Origin of the sequence: Micromonospora sp. AB353, assembly GCF_049538395.1 — a bacterium.
Taxonomy (GTDB): Bacteria; Actinomycetota; Actinomycetes; order Mycobacteriales; family Micromonosporaceae; genus Micromonospora; species Micromonospora aurantiaca.
On the sequence record NZ_JBMVFV010000015.1, the window covers coordinates 1 to 19,237 of the forward strand.

Annotated in this window: 14 protein-coding genes; 5 read left to right on the top strand and 9 right to left on the bottom strand. The window is 72.5% G+C overall.

All coding sequences use genetic code 11. The features are described 5' to 3' along the window. Positions 1 to 2,860: glycoside hydrolase family 9 protein (locus tag ACPCK6_RS09680; protein WP_423480907.1), on the bottom strand; the 2,860-nt coding region annotated here is incomplete at its 3' end. Between the two features lie 429 nt (positions 2,861 to 3,289). Between ACPCK6_RS09680 and ACPCK6_RS09685 the strand changes: the two genes are divergently transcribed. Next, the gene (locus ACPCK6_RS09685; protein WP_423480908.1) at positions 3,290 to 4,855 is read left to right on the top strand and encodes an aldehyde dehydrogenase family protein; all 1,566 of its coding nucleotides are present in this window, start codon (positions 3,290 to 3,292) and stop codon (positions 4,853 to 4,855) included. A 176-nt stretch (positions 4,856 to 5,031) separates the two neighbouring features. Here ACPCK6_RS09685 and ACPCK6_RS09690 read toward each other — a convergent pair whose 3' ends face one another. Then, the gene (locus ACPCK6_RS09690) at positions 5,032 to 6,120 is read right to left on the bottom strand and encodes a GNAT family N-acetyltransferase (protein ID WP_423480909.1); all 1,089 of its coding nucleotides are present in this window, start codon (positions 6,118 to 6,120) and stop codon (positions 5,032 to 5,034) included. A gap of 80 nt (positions 6,121 to 6,200) precedes the next feature. Beyond that, positions 6,201 to 6,905 (bottom strand): ACT domain-containing protein, encoded by a 705-nt coding sequence (locus tag ACPCK6_RS09695; protein WP_194803257.1) that lies wholly within the window; start codon positions 6,903 to 6,905, stop codon positions 6,201 to 6,203. A 150-nt stretch (positions 6,906 to 7,055) separates the two neighbouring features. Between ACPCK6_RS09695 and ACPCK6_RS09700 the strand changes: the two genes are divergently transcribed. After that, positions 7,056 to 8,129, top strand: coding sequence for a phosphotransferase family protein (locus tag ACPCK6_RS09700; RefSeq protein ID WP_423480910.1), 1,074 nt, complete (start codon positions 7,056 to 7,058; stop codon positions 8,127 to 8,129). Next, entirely contained in the window at positions 8,130 to 9,341 is a 1,212-nt protein-coding gene (locus tag ACPCK6_RS09705) for an acyl-CoA dehydrogenase family protein (RefSeq protein WP_396883870.1), read from the top strand. Positions 9,342 to 9,365: 24 nt separating this feature from the next. On the opposite strand, the gene ACPCK6_RS09710 is transcribed toward ACPCK6_RS09705, so the two are convergent. From ACPCK6_RS09710 to ACPCK6_RS09735, 6 genes are all read right to left on the bottom strand, one after another. Further along, on the bottom strand, positions 9,366 to 10,412 hold the full coding sequence (locus ACPCK6_RS09710) for a LacI family DNA-binding transcriptional regulator (protein WP_135238999.1): 1,047 nt from the start codon (positions 10,410 to 10,412) through the stop codon (positions 9,366 to 9,368). A gap of 82 nt (positions 10,413 to 10,494) precedes the next feature. Further along, positions 10,495 to 11,928 carry a GH1 family beta-glucosidase gene (locus ACPCK6_RS09715; protein ID WP_396883871.1) on the bottom strand — a complete coding sequence of 478 codons (1,434 nt, stop codon included), beginning with the start codon at positions 11,926 to 11,928 and terminating at the stop codon, positions 10,495 to 10,497. Further along, entirely contained in the window at positions 11,925 to 12,725 is an 801-nt protein-coding gene (locus tag ACPCK6_RS09720; protein WP_030274682.1) for a carbohydrate ABC transporter permease, read from the bottom strand. The genes ACPCK6_RS09715 and ACPCK6_RS09720 overlap by 4 nt, the downstream gene beginning before the upstream one ends. Before the next feature lie 105 nt (positions 12,726 to 12,830). Beyond that, the gene (locus ACPCK6_RS09725; protein ID WP_013284856.1) at positions 12,831 to 13,811 is read right to left on the bottom strand and encodes a carbohydrate ABC transporter permease; all 981 of its coding nucleotides are present in this window, start codon (positions 13,809 to 13,811) and stop codon (positions 12,831 to 12,833) included. Positions 13,812 to 13,930: 119 nt separating this feature from the next. Beyond that, positions 13,931 to 15,250, bottom strand: a complete 1,320-nt coding sequence (locus ACPCK6_RS09730) for an ABC transporter substrate-binding protein (protein WP_318333100.1) — start codon at positions 15,248 to 15,250, stop codon at positions 13,931 to 13,933. A gap of 243 nt (positions 15,251 to 15,493) precedes the next feature. Further along, on the bottom strand, positions 15,494 to 16,039 hold the full coding sequence (locus ACPCK6_RS09735; protein WP_423480911.1) for a plasmid pRiA4b ORF-3 family protein: 546 nt from the start codon (positions 16,037 to 16,039) through the stop codon (positions 15,494 to 15,496). A gap of 150 nt (positions 16,040 to 16,189) precedes the next feature. On the opposite strand from ACPCK6_RS09735, the gene ACPCK6_RS09740 reads away from it, so the two are divergent. Both ACPCK6_RS09740 and ACPCK6_RS09745 read left to right on the top strand, forming a co-directional pair. Next, entirely contained in the window at positions 16,190 to 17,047 is an 858-nt protein-coding gene (locus ACPCK6_RS09740; protein WP_423480912.1) for a pyrimidine reductase family protein, read from the top strand. A gap of 440 nt (positions 17,048 to 17,487) precedes the next feature. Then, a complete protein-coding gene (locus ACPCK6_RS09745) occupies positions 17,488 to 19,236 on the top strand; it encodes an ATP-binding protein (protein WP_043325613.1) in 1,749 nt (582 codons plus the stop codon). Position 19,237 lies beyond the last annotated feature (1 nt).

Genomic DNA, 19,237 nt, shown 5'->3' on the forward strand with positions numbered 1-19,237 from the left:
AGGCGGAGCCGTTCAGCGTGAACGCGGCGGGCTTCGGGTTGGCGCCGGTGTGGGTGCCGTTGAAGCCGAAGCTGGTCGACGCCCCCGGCGCCAGCGTCCCGTTGTAGGACAGGTTCGACGCGGTCACCGCCGTACCGGTCTGGGTCACGTTCGCCGACCACGCCTGCCCGACCTTCTGCCCGGCGTTGCCGAAGGTGAACGCCAGCGTCCAGCCGTTGATCGGCGTGGTGCCGGTGTTGGCGACGGTGACGTTCGCGGTGAACCCGGTGTCCCAGGAGTTCGCCGTCCAGGTCACCGCGCAGGCGCCGCCGGTGGGCGGGGCCGTGGTGGTCACCGTGACGCCGGGCGACGCGGGCGAGACGTTGCCGGCCGCGTCCACCGCCACCACTGTGAACGTGTACGTGGTGGAGGCGGTCAGCCCGGTCACCGCCAGCGTGGTGCCGGTGGCGGTACCGACCAGGACGTTCCCGCCGCGGTAGACGCGGTACCCGGTGACGCCGACCGCGTCGCTGGACGGGCCCCAGGTCAGCGTCAGGCCGGTCGGGCCGACCGCGGAGGCGGTGGGCGTACCGGGCGCGGTCGGCGGTGTGGTGTCCGGCGCCGGGCCGGCCGGCGTGGAGACGCTGACGGCGGCCGACGACGCGGAGCGGTTGCCGGCGCCGTCGAGCGCCCGCACGGTGAACTGGTACGTCCGCTCCGGCAGCAGCCCGGTCACGACCAGGGTGTTCGTGGTGGCGGTACGCAGCACCAGCGCGTCGCTGCCGGTCTGGGACTGGGTGATCTCGTATCCGGCCAGGCCGCTGCCGCCGGTGTCGGTGGACGCGGCCCAGGTCAGCGTGAGCCCGCTCGACGTGACGGCGGACGCGACGGGCGTGCCGGGCACCGAGGGCGCGGTGGTGTCCGGGGTGACGGGGCCGGGCTCCTCGCCCCAGACGCGGACGCCGCCGGAGTAGAGCGGCACCTTGCGGTTCGGCCCGGCGGTGGCCTGGTACGACGGGTCGTTCGTCGGATCCCAGGTGCCGCCCTCCGGCACCCCGATCTTGAACTGGACCTCCATCCGGTGCTGCGACTGCCCGGCCGGCGCGATGGTGTAGCCGGTGCAGTCGACCTCGACGTACCAGATGTCGCCGGAGAACTGCTTCGCCGTGGACGGGGACGGGCAGCCCTGGGTGTAGCCGGGCGTGACGGTGACCGGTCCGGTGCCGTCGGGCCGGAAGAAGTACCGGAACTTACCGGTCGTCAGCGCCCGGGCCGGGAACGCCGACTTGTTGTAGATGATCGCCTTGAGCCCGGTGGCGCGCGGCTCGGCCTGCATCACTGTGGTCTCCACAGTCATCTCGTCCATGTCGGGCGTCTCGGCGGACGGGAAACCGGCGCGTGGGCTGCCGCCGTACTCGTTCGTCAGCCGGGCCAGCGCGGAGGTGAAGCCGGCGTTGTAGTCGGTGGCGACCTCGTTCATCACGTAGTCCGACCGGCTGTCGGTGTACGCGTCGTTCGCCGCCGACGGGCCGCCGACCAGCGCGCCGTAGAGCACGTGCCGGGTCTCGGTGGGTACGGTCTGGCTGTCCCACCAGGAGCCGTGCGCGGTGCGGTGGTGCGGGTTGCGCGGCGAGTTGGCGCCGAAGCCGATCTGGTAGCTGGAGTTGCGCGGGTTGTCGCCGAGCGCGTAGTCGATCTGCCGGACGGCGAAGTCGTGGTAGCGCGCCTTACGCGTGGTGTCCGTGGTCTTGTCGCTGTAGACGAGCGCGGCGAACGCGGTGTTCGAGGCGTACCGCAGCGCGCCCCAGGAGTCGAGCACCGCCATCCCGCCGGGCGAGTACGGCACCCGCTGCCCGTTGACGCCCACCGTCCAGTAGTCCAGCCACCGGTTGGCGTCGTCGACGTACTTCTGCTTGCCGGTGAGGTTCGCCAGCAGCACGTACGCGCCGAACTGCTTGTTGTCCCAGGCGATGGTCCACTTGTAGGAGCGGGTGGTGGACTGCGGCTCGGTGCCGAGCCTGTCGTACTCGCTCTCGGCCTTGGCCAGGTAGGTGGCGTCGCCGGTGGCCCGGTACAGCCAGATCGCGCCCCACACCAGTTCGTCCTGGTAGCCGCTCCACGACTTGTAGAAGCTCGTCGCGTCGGTGATGCACTCGTGGTAGCTCTTCCGCACCGTGTCGGCGAACGTGTAGAGCTGCTTGGCGTGGCCGAGCAGCTTGTCCGCGTAGGCCGCGTCGGTGGGCCGGAACACCATCGAGGAGGCGGCCATCGCGGCCGCCGTCTCCCCCGCCAGGTCCGCGCCGCCACAGCTCGCATCGATCTTGTACGCCGGCCGCGCCATCGGCATCACCTCGGCCGGGCCCCACCACTTGTGGTCGTCGTCGCCCTTGCCGACCTGTCCGTAGAGGACGTTCGGGGCGGGGTGCGCCTTGACGAAGTAGTCGTTGACGAAGCGCAGGTTGTTCAGCAGGTGGGTGAGCTGGCCGGAGGCGACGTACCCGTCGCGGTACTCGACCGCGCCCCACGCCAGCATGGTGGCGCTGAACGCCATCGGGAAGCCGAACTTCACGTGGTCGCCGGCGTCGTACCAGCCGCCGGTGAGGTCGACGCCGACGTCGGCGCCGTCGGTGAGCGCCGAGTCGCCGCGCCAGGAGACCCGGTTCCAGGAGGGCTTGCGGCCCGACTGCTGCGCCTCGTAGAAGAACAGCGACTTCTGCAACGCCTCGGCGTAGTTGAACGCTGGCGCGGCCTGTGCGGCGGCGGCGGACGCGGGTGGCGGGGCGGCGACGGCCGTGGCCAGGCCGACGGCCAGCGCGGCGCCGGCGGCGAACAGCCGGCGGAGCCGGGACCGGCCTCCCGGCGGCGGAATCGGACGGGGCATGGCGAGCTCCTGTGGCTGGCGCCGGGCGGCAGCCGGAGCGGGGACGGTCTCGCGGGGCTCCGGCTGCCGCGTGGCGGTGGTGGTGGGGTGTCCGCGAGAGCTTCGGGAGCGCTCCCATGGACAACCGACAATGTAATGCGCCGTTCATCACAGGGGAAGAGCGCGCTGGTCCGGGAGACCCGGGCGTACTCACGGGTAACCATCGGGAGCTGGATCACACTATCGACTTCTGTCGATATAGAGCGTGCTCGGTCCCAGCTCAGCGGCATCGTCACGGTGGTGAGCGCACCCGCGAGAGCGCCGACGGCAGCGCGGCCGTCCTGGCATACGAGCGTACGGTTGCCCGCCCGCTCCGGCCCGCGGGACAGTACGCCTCACCTGCGGTGCCATCGACGCCGCCGCTCCCCGGACGACACTGAGGAGATCGCGATGGCTCTACGACTCGCCGAGGGCACCTCCTGGTCCGACACCCTCGCCCGGGCGGTGGCCGCCACGCCCGAGGCGTTCGGCACCGGCCCCGACGGCACCACGACGCTGCACAACCTCGTCCGGGGCGACTGGCGCGCGCTCGGCACGCCCACCGCCGTACGGACCCCGGTGGACAACACCGTGCTGGTGAACCTCGCCCGGCTCGACGCCGACACGGCCCGCGCCGCCGTCGCCCACGCCGCCGACGCGCACCGGGAGTGGGCACGGACCCCGTTGGCCGAGCGCGTCGCCCGGGTCACCGACGCGCTCGACGCGCTCACCGCACACCGCGACCTGCTCGCCCTGCTGCTGGTCTGGGAGATCGGCAAGCCGTGGCGGCTGGCCTGCGCCGACGTGGACCGCGCGCTGGACGGCGTGCGCTGGTACGTACAGGAGATCGAGCGGATGCTCGCCGGCGGGCGGGAGCCGCTGCCCGGCCCGGTCAGCAACATCGCCTCCTGGAACTACCCGATGAGCGTGCTCGTGCACGCCGAGCTGGTGCAGTTGCTCGCCGGCAACGCGGTCATCGCCAAGACGCCGTCGCAGGGCGGCGCGGTCTGCCTCACCGTCGCGCACGCGCTGATGCGCCGCGCCGGCCTGCCCGCCACGCTGCTGTCCGGCAGCGGCGAGGAACTGTCCGAGGTGCTCGTCCGCGCGCCGGAGATCGGCGCCGTGGCGTTCGTCGGCGGGCGCTCCAACGGCGGCAAGGTCGCCGCCGCGCTGCTCGACTGCGACAAGCGGCACTTCATCGAGCAGGAGGGCCTCAACGCCTGGGGCATCTGGAACTTCTCCCAGTGGGACTCCCTCGCCGCCCACCTGCGCAAGGGCTTCGAGTACGGCAAGCAGCGCTGCACCGCGTACCCCCGGTTCGTGGTCCAGCGCGACCTGGTCGACGAGTTCCTCGACATGTACCTGCCGGTGGTGCGCTCGATCCGGTTCGGGCACCCGCTCGCCGTCGGCGACGACTGGGCGGCCGGCGACCCGCTGCCCGAACTGGACTTCGGGCCGCTGATCAGCGGGGCGAAGGCCGACGAGCTGCGGCGCAAAGTCGACGAGGCGGTACGCGGCGGCGCCGTGCCGCTGCACCGCGGCAAGCTGGACGGCGCACCGTTCCTGGACGGGCAGGACACGTCCGCGTACGTCGCACCGGCCGTGCTGCTGGCCCCGCCCGGCCGGTCCCGCCTCATGCACGCCGAGCCGTTCGGCCCGGTCGACACCATCGTCGTGGTGGACACCACCGACGAGCTGCTGGCCCAGATGAACGCCTCGAACGGCGCGCTCGTCGCGTCGCTCGCCTGCGACGACGAGGAACTCGCCGGCAAGCTGGCGGTGGACCTGCAGGCGTTCAAGGTGGGCATCAACAAGCCGCGCTCCCGGGGCGACCGGGACGAGCCGTTCGGCGGCCGGGGCGCGTCCTGGAAGGGCGCGTTCGTCGGCGGCGACCTGCTCGTGCAGGCGGTCACTGTGGGCGGCGACGGCCGGCTCTACGGCAACTTCCCCGACTACAGCAGCTACCCGGCCACCTGATCGCGCACAGACGGGCGGGGCCCCCGCATCGGGAGCCCCGCCGTGTCACCGTCCTCCGTATCGGAGGTCGGCCCCTGTGGCGCGTGACCGCGCCGGTTCCGGCCGTCCGGGCCGTACCCCTCGGGTGGGCCGCGCCGTTGCGGCGCACCTCCGGGATCCGGCCGGCGGCCGTCAGCTCAACTCGACCGCTGTGCCGGCACCGTCACCCCGGCCCGCGCGGCGGGCTCGACCGGCGGCCGTGGGGCCAGCGGCAGCGTCGCGGTCAGCACGCTGCCGTCGCGTTCCATCGCCACCGGCCGGTCCAGCCGGCGCAGCGTCCGCAGCATCGGCGTGTTCTCGGACTGCACGTGCAGCAGCACGGCGGCGTAGCCGGCCCGGTCGGCGTGGCCGACCAGGCGGCGCAGCAACGCCGAGCCGAGACCCCGCCGCTGCCAGTCGTCGCGGACCAGCAACGCCGCCTCGGCCTCGTCGCCCTCGCCGAGCAGGTTCGCCATCGCCACGACCGGCTCCGCCGCCCCGCCGGAGCCCGCCGTGGCGAGCAGCGTCACGCCCCGCGCCGGTTCCAGCAGCCGGCGCAGCCGGGCCGGCGACGGGTCCGCCGCCCCGCTCAGGTAGCGCCGCTGCCGGCTGCGCGCCGAGCAGGCGGCGTGCAGGTCGCGTACGCCGGGGACGTCCTCGGTGGTCGCGGCCCGCACCGACACCTCGCCGCCGTCCGGCAGCACCAGGGTGATCCGGTCGGCGTCCCGGCGGGCCAGCGTCGCCGCCAGCTCGACGAGGGCCTGCGCGCGGGCGTACTCGGCCGGGGTGAAGCTGGGCTCCCGGCGGTGCAGCTCGTGCGCGCCGCCGGCCGGGTCGGCGAGCACCATCGTCGTGCCGCCCACCCCGCCCGGCGCGGCGGCGGGCGTCGGACGCCAGGTCACCGTGTCGGCGCCGAGCAGCGTCCGCAGCACCTCGCCGGTCGCCTCCGGGTCACGCACCAGCCGCCCGGCGAGCCCGAGCAGCCGGGTCGGCTCGTCGGCCAGCCCGCGCGCCCCGCTGCGCGCGATCCAGCAGTCCCGGCCCCGGCCCCGCTCCACCGCGGCCCGCAGCTCCGCCTCGGTCACCTGCTCGGGCGCGTCGACCAGGAAGTCGTCGACCGCGCCGGCCTCGGTGGTGTGCACCTGCACGCTGAGGATGTTGACCCCGCGCAACGCGAGGCTCGCCGTGAGCACCGACAGGTAGCCCGGCCGGTCGTCCACGGTGGCTCGGATCCGCCACAGCGCCATGGTTGTCTCCCTTCCTCGGCACCGACCATGCCGTGCGCCTGTTGCGGGCCCGTTGCCCCGGGGTGACGCGGGCCGTCCGGTCAGGTGACGGTGGTCACCGGCGGCGTGCCGACCAGGTCCAGCCGGTCGCCGAGGATCACCGCGCTGGCGCGGACGAGCTGCGCGAGCCGGTCCACCTCGGTGGAGTGGAACCCGGCGGCGGCGAGCGGCTCGCTGTGGTCGCGGGCGACCACGAGCACCAGCCCGGCCCGGCCGAACGGCGCCACCGCGTAGTGGTGCCCGTCCGGACTGGTCATGGCGCGCGCCCGCAGCGGGGTCACCTCCGGCAGCCGCGGCGGCACCGGCGCCCGCCAGCTCGCGTGGCCGATCGCGGCGACTCCGGCCTCGCCGCTGCGCGAGGCCCAGTCCAGGGGTACGACGGCGACCACCGCCCAGTCCGCGGCGAGCAGCCCCGGCACCGCGTCGACGAGCGTGGCCACCCCGTCGACCGGGTTCGCCGCCACCTGGGCGAGCAGTTCGGCGTCCTGCCCGGTGGTGGTGGGCGCGCCGATCGCCCGCCACACCCCGTCCACCCGGACGCCGGGGATCGCCGCCAGCCCGGCGAGCATCCGCTCCACCCGCGCCGCACCCGGCCAGACCACGGTGAAGTCGTCCACCGCCCGGCCACCGAGCCGTTCCAGCACCACCACCTGCACGATGTCCGCGCCGGAGACGCCGAGTGTCCGGGCCACCTGGCCGAGCGTGCCCGGACGGTCCGGCAGGGTCACCCGAACTCTCAGCAGCATGTCTGATCCCCTCCGCTCGGCGGGCCGGCCGAGCGGCCGGCAGGCTGGGCCCCAGCCTGCCGGTTGACCATTTCGCCCCTGTTGCAGGGGCATGTCCCGCCGGGAAAACCCGACCTTGACAACAAAGCTGAGCTGCCATCAACTAATCGGATGACCGATCCGGCCGCCGATGTCGCCGCGCCCCCGACCGGTTCCGCCCCGCGCGGGCTCGACCTCGACCGGCTCGCCGCCCACCTGGCCGTCCACCGGCCGGACCTGAGCGGGCCGCTGTCGGCGCGGCTGATCGCCGGCGGCAAGTCCAACCTCACCTACCTGCTGCGCACCGGTGACCGCGAGGTGGTGCTGCGCCGGCCGCCCCTCGGGCACGTGCTCGCCACCGCGCACGACATGGCCCGCGAGCACCGGGTGATCTCGGCGCTCGCGCCGACCGGCGTACCGGTGCCGGAGGCGCTGCTGCTGTGCGCCGACGAGAGCGTCATCGGCGCGCCGTTCTACCTGATGGCGAAGGTCGACGGCGAGGTCTACCGGCGGCGGGAGCAGACCGACGCGCTCACCGCCGCGCAGCGGCGCGACCTCGCCATGGCGATGATGGACACGCTCGCCACGCTGCACCGGGTCGAGCCGGCCGAGGTGGGGCTGGCCGACTTCGGCCGCCCGGAGGGCTACCTGGCCCGGCAGGTACGCCGCTGGGCCGGCCAGCTCGACCGGTCCCGCAGCCGGCCGCTGCCCGGCATCGACGAGCTGCGCGACGCGCTGGCCGCCAGCGTGCCCGAGGGCGCGAACGCGGGCCGGATCGTGCACGGCGACTACCGGCTGGACAACCTGCTCGCCACCGTCGACCCGGTGGCGGTGCGCGCGGTGCTCGACTGGGAGATGGCCACGCTCGGCGACCCGCTGGCCGATCTCGGGCTGCTGCTGACGTACTGGGACGTGCTCGGCGACAGCGACCACGGCGCGGGCAACCCGGTGGCCGACGGCATCGGGCCGCGCGCCGGCTTCCCCACCGGCGCCGAACTGATCGAGCGGTACGCCGGGCGCAGCGACGTCGACGTCGGCCCGCTGCACTGGCACGTGGCGCTCGGCTGTTTCAAGCTCGCGGTGATCTGCGAGGGCATCCACTACCGGCACACGCTCGGGCAGACGCTGGGCGAGGGCTTCGACCGGATCGGCGACATGGTGGCGCCGCTCGTGGCGCACGGGCTGCACGCGGTGAGGGAGAGCTAGATGGAGTTCGCGTACGACGACCGGACGGTCGAGCTGCGGCAGCGGCTGGAGGCGTTCCTCACCGAGTGCGTGTACCCGGCCGAGCCGGTGCACCACGAGCAGGTGGCTGCCGCCGGCGACCCGTGGGCGCGCCCGCCGGTGATGGAGGAGCTGAAGGCGCAGGCGCGGGAGCGCGGGCTGTGGAACCTGTTCCTGCCCGACGCCCGCTACGGCGCCGGGCTGACCAACCTCCAGTACGCGCCGCTGGCCGAGCTGACCGGCCGCAGCCCGCACCTGGCCCCGGAGGCGCTCAACTGCGCCGCGCCGGACACCGGCAACATGGAACTGCTCGCCGAGTTCGGCTCCGAGGAGCAGCGCAAGCAGTGGCTCATGCCGCTGCTCGCCGGTGAGATCCGGTCCGCGTTCTGCATGACCGAGCCGGAGGTGGCGTCCTCGGACGCGACGAACATCGCCACCCGGATCACCCGCGACGGCGACCACTACGTCATCAACGGCCGCAAGTGGTGGTCGTCCGGGGCGATGGACCCGCGCTGCGAGATCTTCATCGTGATGGGCAAGACCGACCCGGACGCCGACCGGCACCGCCAGCAGAGCATGATCCTGGTCCCCCGGGACACCCCCGGCGTGACGGTACGGCGCGGGATGCGGGTCTTCGGCTACAGCGACGCCCCGCACGGCGGGCACGCCGAGATCGACTTCTCCGACGTGCGGGTGCCGGTGGACAACCTGGTCGGCGAGGAGGGCACCGGGTTCGCCATCGCCCAGGCCCGGCTCGGCCCCGGCCGGATCCACCACTGCATGCGCCTGGTCGGCATGGCCGAGCGGGCCCTGGAACTGCTCTGCCGACGCGTGCTCGACCGGGTCGCGTTCGGCCGCCCGCTCGCCGAGCAGGGCGTGGTCCGCGAGTGGATCGCCGAGTCGCGGGTCCGGATCGAGCAGGCCCGCCTGCTCGTGCTCAAGACCGCGTGGCTGATGGACACCGTCGGCAACAAGGGCGCGCACACCGAGATCCAGGCCATCAAGATCGCTACCCCGCTGATGGCCGAGTGGGTGATCGACAAGGCCATCCAGGCGTACGGCGGGGCCGGGGTCAGCCAGGACACCCCGCTGGCCGAGCTGTGGGCGGCGGCCCGCACGCTGCGCCTGGCCGACGGCCCCGACGAGGTCCACCGCGCGTCGCTGGCCCGCCGGGAGCTGCGCCGCTGGTCCTGACCGGGCCCCCGCCGCCCGGCCGGGTCAGGCGGAGGCCCGGTGGATCAGCTCGGTGTCCAGCAGCACGTGCGGGGAGGGGACCTCCTCGCCCCGGATGCGGGACACCAGCAGCCGGGCCATCTGCCGGCCCATCTCCTCCACCGGCTGGAACACGGTGGTCAGCGGCGGCTCGGCCTGACGCGCGATCGGGGCGTCGTCGAAGCCGATCACCGCCACGTCCTCGGGCACCCGGCGGCCGGCCTCGCGCAACGCGCGCAGCGCGCCGAACGCCATCAGGTCGGAGGCGACGAACACCGCGTCCAGCTCCGGGCAGACGTCGAGCAGCCGGCGCATCGCGGCGGTGCCGCTGCCCTCGCTGAAGTCCCCGTACGCGATCAGGCCCGGATCGACCCGGCTGCCGGACGCACGCACGGCCTCCTGGTAGCCGGAGAGCCGGGCCAGACCGGCGCCCATGTCCTGCGGGCCGGCGATGGTCGCGACCCGCCGGCGGCCCTGGCGGAACAGGTGCTCCACCGCCTGCCGCGCGCCGCCGACGTTGTCCATGTCGACGAACCACGCCGGCTGCGCGTTCGGGTGCAGCATCCGCGCCGGACGGCCGCCGAGCACCGTCGGCAGGCCGCGCTCCTCCAGCAGCGTGGGCAGCGGGTCGGCGTCGTGCAGCGACAGCAGGAGTACGCCGTCCACGTGCTGGTTGGTCAGGTGGTGCTCGACCCGTTCCCGCTCGATCGGCGACTGCACCATGGCCAGCCAGAGCTGCATCGGCGTCTCCACCAGCCCGGAGCTGACGCCCCGGACGATGGCCGCGAAGAACGGCTCGGTGAAGACCCGCTCCCCCGACTCGGACACGACCAGTGCGACCGAGTCGGTCCGCTGGGTGACCAGCGCACGGGCGGCGCGATTCGGCACGTACCCCAGTTCGGCGATGGCCTGCTGGACGGCGGCCCGGGCCTCCGGGCTGACCTGCGGCGAGCCGTTGACCACGCGGGAGACCGTGCCGCGCCCGACGCCGGCGCGGGCCGCGACCGCGTCGAGGGTCGGACGCCCGAGCGAGCGGGTGCGCTGCGTTGTCATCGTTGTGCTCCTCCGACGGTCGGGCGGGCCCGGCACCGATTGAGGCGTCGGCGCCGGGCCGCCCGTTACTGGCTGGCCCAGCTTATTGTGCGGGCAGTCCGTTGCGTCGGATCACGTCGGCGTACCACCTGGCGCTGGACTTCGCGATCCGGGCCTGGCTGTCGTAGTCGACATAGACCATGCCGAACCGCTTCGTGTAGCCCCAGGCCCACTCGAAGTTGTCCAGGAGCGACCAGGCGAAGTAGCCCTTGAGCGGCACACCGGCCTCGATCGCGGCGTGCGCCGCGCGCAGGTGCGCGGAGAAGTAGGCCAGCCGGTCCGGGTCGTCCACCCGGCCGTCGACCAGCTCGTCGACGAACGCCGAGCCGTTCTCGGTGACGTAGAGCGGCAGGTCGGTGTACTCCCGGTGGACCCGCTCCAGCGTCTCCACCAGGCCCGGCGCGTCGATCTCCCAGTCCATGTCCGTCACCGGGACACCCCGGGTGACGAACCGGACGTCCTCGCTGCCCGGCCAGCAGGACGGCGCCCGCCAGTAGGGCTCCGGCTCCGCGCCCTCGACCGGGGCGGCCACCACGTGCCGGCTGTAGTAGTTGACCCCGACCATGTCCAGCGGCGTAGAGATGGTCGCCAGGTCACCGTCGCGCACGTGCCCCATGTCGGTGATCTGACGCAGGTCCGCGACGAGGTCCGCCGGGTACGACCCGCGCAGCACCGGGTCCAGGAAGAACCGGTTCGCCAGCGCGTCGATCCGGCGGGCCGCGTCGGCGTCCGCCGCCGACCCGCTCGCCGGGGTCACCGGGTACAGGTTGACGGTGATGCCGAGCTGCGCCTCCGGGCGGACCGCGCGGACCGCCTGCACGGCCAGGCCGTGACCGAGCATCAGGTGGTGCCCGGCCCGGACCGCGTCCGCGCCGTCGGAGCGGCCCGGCGCGTGCACGCCGGAGCCGTAACCGAGGAACGCCGAGCACCACGGCTCGTTCAGCGTGGTGAAGTACTTCACCCGGTCACCCAGCGCCTCGGCGACCAGGTGGGCGTACTCGGCGAAGCGGGCCGCGGTGTCGCGGGCCGGCCAGCCGCCCGCGTCCTCCAGCGGCTGCGGCATGTCCCAGTGGTAGAGCGTCAGCCACGGCTCGATGCCGTGGCCGAGCAGCTCGTCGACCAGCCGGCGGTAGAAGTCCATGCCCTCCTGGTTGACCCCGCCGGTGCCGCCCGGCTGCACCCGCGGCCAGCTCACCGAGAAGCGGTACGACCGCAGGCCCAGGTCGGCCATCAGCCGCACGTCGTCAGGCATCCGGTGGTAGTGGTCGCACGCCACGTCGCCGGTGTGCCCGGCCACCGTCCGGCCCTCCGTGTGGCTGAAGGTGTCCCAGATCGACGGGGTACGGCCGCCCTCCGTCGCCGCGCCCTCGATCTGGTACGCGGCGGTCGCCGCACCCCAGAGGAAGTCGGGCGGGAAGGTGAGGGCCGGACCGGCGTCGAGGACGCCGACGGCGGGCGGGCTTGCTGGGTTGCTCACGACTTGACGGCGCCTTCCATGATGCCGCCGATGATCTGGCGGCCGAACAGAACGAACACGACGAACAGGGGCAGGGTCGCGATCAACGTACCGGCGAAGATCTGCGAGTTGTCGGCGAAGTAGGCGGTGTTGAGGCTGCGCAGCGAGATCTGGACGGTCGGGTTGGACGGGTCCGCCAGCACCACGAACGGCCAGAAGAACTGGTTCCACTGCTCCATGAAGGTCAGCAGGCCCAGCACCGCGGCGGCCGGACGCAGCGCGGGCGCCACCACGTGCCAGTACACCCGCCAGGTGGAGCAGCCGTCCACCCGGGCGGCCTCGATCAACTCGTTCGGTACCGCCTGCTCGGCGTACTGGCGCATCATGAAGATGCCGAAGCCGCCGATCAGGAACGGAACGGTCACCGACGGCATGGTGTTCAGCCAGTCGAGCTTCGCCATCAGGATGTACAGCGGCAGCACGCCGAGCTGGATCGGCACCATCATCGAGGTGAGGATGATCAGCAGCAGCGCGTTCTTGCCCCGGAAACGGAGCTTGGCGAACGCGAAGCCGGCCAGCGAGCCGAAGAACACCGTCGCGACGGTGATCGTCCCGGAGACCAGGAACGAGTTCATCAGGCCCTTGACGATGTTGGCGTCGCTGTTGGCGAGCACCCGCTCGATGTTCTCGCCGAGCTTGCCGCCGGGCAGGAACGGCGGCGGCCACGAGTTGGCCGCGTCGTTCGTCCGGCTGGCGATCACGATCATCCAGTAGAACGGGAACAGGGACAGCAGCACGCCGAAGATCAGGCCGATCATGGTGAGCGGGCTGGCCTTCCAGAGCCGCTCGGCCCGGTGGGCGGTCTTGACCGGCGGACTCTGCCGGGTGGGCGGGCGGACGGCGGTGGTCGTCATCTCGTCACCTCACTTGTCGGAGCTGATGCGGCGGGCGAGCAGGTAGTTGATCGCCGACATCAACGCGATGAGCACGAAGAGCACGAGCGCGACCGCTCCGGCGTAGCCCCACCGGAAGCGCTGGTTCATCACGTCGAGCAGGTACATCGTGATGGTCTGGAACTGGCCCTCCGAACCACCGGAGAGACCGCCCGAGCCGCTGGTGAACAGCAGGGGCTCGGTGAACAGCTGGAGGCCGCCGATGGTGGAGATGATCAGCGTGAAGATGATCGTGGGGCGCAGCTGCGGGACCGTGATGGACCAGAACTGGCGCCGCCGGGAGGCGCCGTCCAGCGCCGCGGCCTCGTACATGTCCTTGCTGATCGACTGCATGGCGGCCAGGTAGATCAGCGCGTTGTAGCCGACCCAGCGCCAGTCGACCATGGTGGAGATGGCGAACCAGGAGGCGAAGCGGTTCGCCCGCCAGTCGATCGGGTCCAGGCCGACGCTGTCGAGCAGCCAGTTGACCAGGCCGAAGTCCTTGGCGTAGATCATCGAGAAGATCAGCGCGACCACAGCGGTCGAGGTGATGATCGGCATCGCGATGGCCATCCGGAAGAACGTCTGCGCGCGCAGCTTCCGGTTCAGCGCGTTCGCGAGCATCAGTGCCAGCAGCAGCTGGGGCACCGTGGAGAGCAGGAACATGCCGAACGTGTTGACCACCGCGTTCCAGAACTGCGGGTCCTCGGTGATCAGTTCGACGAAGTTGTCCATCCCGACGAACGAGATCGTCGAGTTCAGCGGCGACCGGTCGGTCAGCGCGATCCAGACCGTGTACGCGATCGGGTACACGCCGAACACGGCGAAGATCACGAAGAACGGCAGGACGTACAGGTACGGCGAGTACTTCAGGTCCAGCCGGGTCATCGAGGCGGCGCGGCGGCGTGTGTGCCGGGCGGCGCGCGGCGCGCCGGGCTCGGGCGGCGCCGCGGCGTGCAGGTCGAGGCTCATGGGGAGTCCTTCTCCTCGGCCGGCGTCACCCGCCACACGGGCGACGCCGGACTCTGCGGGCACCGCGGGTGGCGCCGGCAGCCGGGGCTGCCGACGCCACCCGCGGGCGGCTCAACCGGTCACTTACCGGCGGCCGCACCGTTCTTCAGGGCCGCCTGCCACTGCTCGTCGGCCGACTTGCCCTGCTCCACGGCGCGCAGCGTGTTCTCCACGGCGGTGCGGACCGCGTTGTTCTTCGGGCCGAGGTAGACCGGCTTCAGGTCGGTGGCGCCGGCGGCGAAGATCTTGCCGACCGGGGCCTTGCTGAAGTACTCGTTGGTCGAGTCGGCCACGGCCGGGTCGGTGAGCGCCTGCGGGTTCGAGGGCAGGTTGCCGACCGCCTTGTACGCGCCGATCTGGCCCTTGGCGCTGGTCAGGAACTTGGCCAGCTCCGCGGCCTCCTTCTGGTGCTTGCTCGACTTCGGCACGCCGAGGAAGGAGCCGCCCCAGTTGCCACCGGCGCCCGGCGCCTTGGCGATGTCCCACTTGCCGGCCGCCGCGTCACCGGCCTGGCCCTTGATGACACCGGTCATCCAGGCGGGGCAGGCGATGGTGGCGAAGGTGCCGTTCTTGAAGCCGGCGTTCCACTCGTTGGAGAAGGACTGGAGGTTGTTGGACAGCCCGGCGGCGATCATCTTGGTGGTGAGCTGGTACGCGGCCTGCACGTCCGGGTTCTGGTCGATGACCAGCTTGTTGCTCTTGTCGTAGTAGGTGTAGCCGGTGCCCTGGCCCGCGATCTGCATCAGCACGACGTTGTAGAAGTTGGTCGCCGAGTCGACGAACTTGTGCTTCTTGTCGGCGGCGGCGAACTTCTGGCCGGTGGCGATGAACTCGTCCCAGGTCGGCCAGAGCGCGCCGACCTGCTCGCGGTCGGTGGGCAGCCCGGCGGCCTTGAACAGGTCGCTGCGGTAGCACAGCGCCATCGAGCCGACGTCGGTGCCGAGGCCCAGCACCTTGCCGTCGGGGGTGGTGCCCTGCTCCCACTTCCACGGCAGGAAGTTGCCCTTGAGGTCGTTCGCGCCGTGGTCGGCCAGGTTCACGAACTTGTCGGCCTGGGCGTAGAACTGGACGATCGTGCCCTCTTCCAGGGCCACCACGTCGCCGGCGCCCGAGCCAGCGGTGATCTGCTGGGTGAGGCGGGTGTTGTAGTCACCGAGGCCGAGGCCCTTGCCCCGCTCCTGGATCTTGACGTTCGGGTGCTCCGCTTCGTACTGCTTGTACAGCTCTTCGTAGCCGAAGCCCTGGTCGCCGAAGACGTCGACGACCAGCGTGACCGGGCCGCCGCCGCTGCCGCTGTCGCCGCTGTCCGAGTCGTCGCCGCAGGCGGCGGTGGTGCCGAGCACGACGACGGACGCGAGCGCGATGGCCGCGAACCGCCGACGACGGATTGGGACGCTCATCCGAGACCCCTCTTTCGGTGGTGAGGCGATATCTGCTGTGTGGTGGGGGGTGCGTTTCGCGCGGGCCGGAGCGGGCAGGAGGGAGATCCGCACCACTCTCGGGAGCGCTCCCATGAGGTTGCCGGGAGGTGACAGGGGTGTCAATAGACCGTTGGGAGCGTTCCCATTTCGTTACCGCGTGGGCGCGCGGCCCCTGCGCGGGGACCGCGCGGTCAGCGGTGCGGCGGCGCCGCGGGGCTCAGGTCAGCAGCAGCGGCGCAGCAGGACGGTGGCGCGGTCCGGGTCGAACACGCCCGGATCGAACGCCGGGCCGGCCCACTCGCGCATGGTCCGGTGCTCCGGATGGGACGGGTCGGCGAGCGCGGCCAGCAGGACCGCGTACCCGCCCGGGCCGCCCACGTCCTCCGGCGGGCAGGCCCGCTCCCCGTCCAGGCAGAGCGGGTAGCGCTCGTCCGGGTCGGCGGCGCAGTAGTCCTCCACCACCAGGTCGTGCTCCCACCAGTCACCGAAGTCGTACGTGTAGCGGAAGCGGTCGCCCTTGCCCACCAGCGCGTCCAGCCGGACGTCCAGCTCGTCGCGCAGCGCCAGTTCGCCGTCCGGGTCGGGCTCGCCGTACTGCCGGCCGTCGACGTCGAACGAGTGCAGGTGGCAGTCGCGCCAGCCCATCGCGTGCTGGATCACCCGGTGCAGCCGGTCCAGCGTGTAGCCGCCGGGCACCAGCACCCGCCGCCACACCGGTGGCCGGACGCCGGCCAGCGACACCATGAGCTGGAAGATCTGACGCGACACGACGTCCCATCCTTCCTGGGCATAGGCTGCCTGCATGATCTGCCGAGCCTGCCGGGAACGGCGGCACGACGACTGTCCTGGCCGGAAGTGGTGCGACTGCCAGCACCGTACCCCCGAACCCACCCCTCCGGTCACCGGTCCGGCCGGCGAATGACCGTCGGAACCCCGATCGAACGGATCTGGCCCGCACCCGTCACCGGTGCGCTGACCGATCCGCAGCTCACCGCGCTCTACGGCCGCGCGGCCCGTCCGCACCTGCGGGTCAACTTCGTCGCCAGCGCCGACGGGGCGGTCACACTGGACGGATACTCGGCCGGGCTGTCCGGCGAGCCGGACAAGCGGGTCTTCGGGCTGCTGCGGATGCTCTGCGACGCTCTCGTGGTGGCCGCCGGCACGCTGCGGCACGAGGGCTACCGGGCGGTCCGGCTGAGCCCGGAACGCCGGGCCTGGCGGCGCGAGCACGGGCTCGCCGAGTACCCGACGCTGGTGGTCGTCTCCGGGTCGCTCGACCTCGACCCGGCGCAGGCCGCGTTCGCCGACGCCCCGGTCCGGCCGATCGTGCTCACCCACGCCGACGCCGCACCGCCGCCCGGGCTCACCGACGTGGCAGACGTGGTCCGCTGCGGCACCGACACGGCCGACGACCCTGCGCAGGCCGACGGCGCCGGGCGGACTGGCGGCGTCGGGCGGATTCGCGGTGCCGGGCGGGTCGATCTCGTCGCCGGCCTGGCCGAGTTGCGCCGGCGTGGGCTCGACCAACTGCTCTGCGAGGGCGGCCCGCACCTGTTCGGCGCGCTCACCGCAGCCGACCTGGTCGACGAGCTGTGCCTGACCGTGGCGCCGCTGCTCGCCGGTGCCGGTCCGGGCCGGATCACCGCCGGGGACGCCAGCCTCCCGCGTCACCTGCCGCTGCGGCACGTGCTGGCCGCGGGCGACGGCGTGCTGATGCTGCGCTACGCCCGCGACCCCGCCGAGACACCACCCGCCGGCGCCGCCCCCGCCGCCTGACCGGCACGCGGCACGCGGCACGCGGCACGCGGCACGCGAGATCTTGGTATCAAACGGCCCCTAGAGGGGCCCTTTCGTACCAAGATCTCTGCATTGTCCTGACACGCGGGACACGACTCCCGCGGACCGGGACACGGCGGACCGGAAGCGGCGAGTTCGGGGTGGGCACGGCGACGGGTGGAACTCCATGGGTGTCATAGGCCCGCGGAGACACCCATGGTGTTCCACCGAGCGGCCGGGCCGGACAGCACCACGCCACGGCGGTGGAGGGGTGAACGTGGAGGAAACGCACGCATCGTGGTCGGGCGGATTCGGGCCGCTACCGTTCGGCGCACGGGTGGCGTGGCGTCCGCCGCGTCGCGTGGCAACCTGTCGCATCCCTCGGGCAGGATGCACGACGTGCACCGCCAACGGTACGACCAGCCGACCGGAGACCGCCGATGACCGACGATCAGCTCGACGGGCCCGGCGAGGGTGTCGGCCGGGTGCTCGGCACCGCCGACGCCACCCCGCTCACGTTCTGGACCGCCGTCGCGCCGGGCAGCTACCTGCAACTCGACGACGTGGTGGTGACCCGCCGCGACCTGCCCGACCGTGAGCCGGTGACGATCGCCGGGGTGGTGACCCAGGTGCGTGCCCGGCACGAGGGGGCGCAGTTCGACTCCGACGTCTTCGCCATCGCCGACGGCACCCTGCCGGCGCAGGTGCAGGAGGCGGCCGAGGTGACCACCACGCGGGTCGACCCGGAGTTCTACGTGCCGCCCACGCCGGGCGCGGTGGTGCACCGGGCCGAGGGTGACGCGCGGGCGCGGGCGCTGCACTTCGACCGGATGGAGCGGCGGATCCCGATGGGGATGGGCCGCGACGGCGTGCCGGTCTATCTCAACGCCGACTTCCTCGACGGCACCCGGGGCGCACACGTGTCGATCTCCGGCATCTCCGGTGTCGCCACCAAGACGAGCTTCGCCACGTTCCTGCTCTACTCGGTGTTCCGCTCCGGCGTGCTGGGCGGCGACGCGGTGAACGCCAAGGCGCTGATCTTCAACGTGAAGGGCGAGGATCTGCTCTTCCTCGACCACCCGAACAGCCGGCTCGACGACCCGACCCGGGCGGCGTACGCGAAGCTGGGCCTGGACGCCGGGGCGTTCCCGGACGTGCGGGTGTACGCCCCGCCGCGGGTCGGCGACTCCTCCGGCACGCCGGATGTGAGCAGCCGGCTCACCGGGGTGGACAGCTTCTACTGGACGCTGTCCGAGTTCTGCGCCGACCGCCTGCTGCCGTACGTGTTCGCCGACGCCGACGACGAGCGCCAGCAGTACACGATGGTGGTCCACTCGGTGGCCGCGCACCTGGCCCGCTACGCCCAGCCGGCCGACGGCGGGGTGAGCATCGACGGGGTACGGCTCGGCTCGTACGCCGATCTGGTCGACCACGTGGTCGAGCAGCTCAACGACGACGAGACGCGCGGCGAGTGGGCCGGCAGCGCGGTCGGGCTGGGCACCGTCAACGCGTTCGCCCGGCGGCTGATCGGCAGCAAGAAGGACCTGGGCCGGTTGATCCGTGGTGACCTGGCGACCCGCCGCCCGCACTCGATCAACACGGCGGAGAGCGCCCAGGTGACCGTGGTCGACCTGCACAACCTGCCGGACCGCGCGCAGCGGTTCGTGGTCGGTGTGACGCTCAAGAGCGAGTTCGAGCGCAAGGAGAAGGCGGGCACCGCCAAGCCGCTGCTGTTCGTCGTGCTCGACGAGCTGAACAAGTACGCGCCGCGGGAGGGCTCGTCGCCGATCAAGGAGGTGCTGCTCGACATCGCCGAGCGGGGCCGCTCGCTGGGCGTGATCCTGGTCGGCGCGCAGCAGACCGCGAGCGAGGTGGAACGGCGGATCGTCACCAACTCGGCGATCCGGGTGGTGGGCCGGCTCGATCCGGCCGAGGCGTCCCGCCCGGAGTACGGCTTCCTTCCGCCCGCCCAGCGGCAGCGGGCGCTGCTGGCCAAGCCGGGCACGATGTTCGTCAACCAGCCGGACATCCCGGTGCCGCTCTGCCTGGAGTTCCCGTTCCCGGCGTGGGCCACCCGGGTCTCGGAGGCGGGCCGCGCGCCCTCGGAGACGCTACGGTCGATCACGCAGGCCGCCGATCCGTTCGCGGTGGTCGGCTCCGGCTCCTCCGACGACGACATCCCGTTCTAGG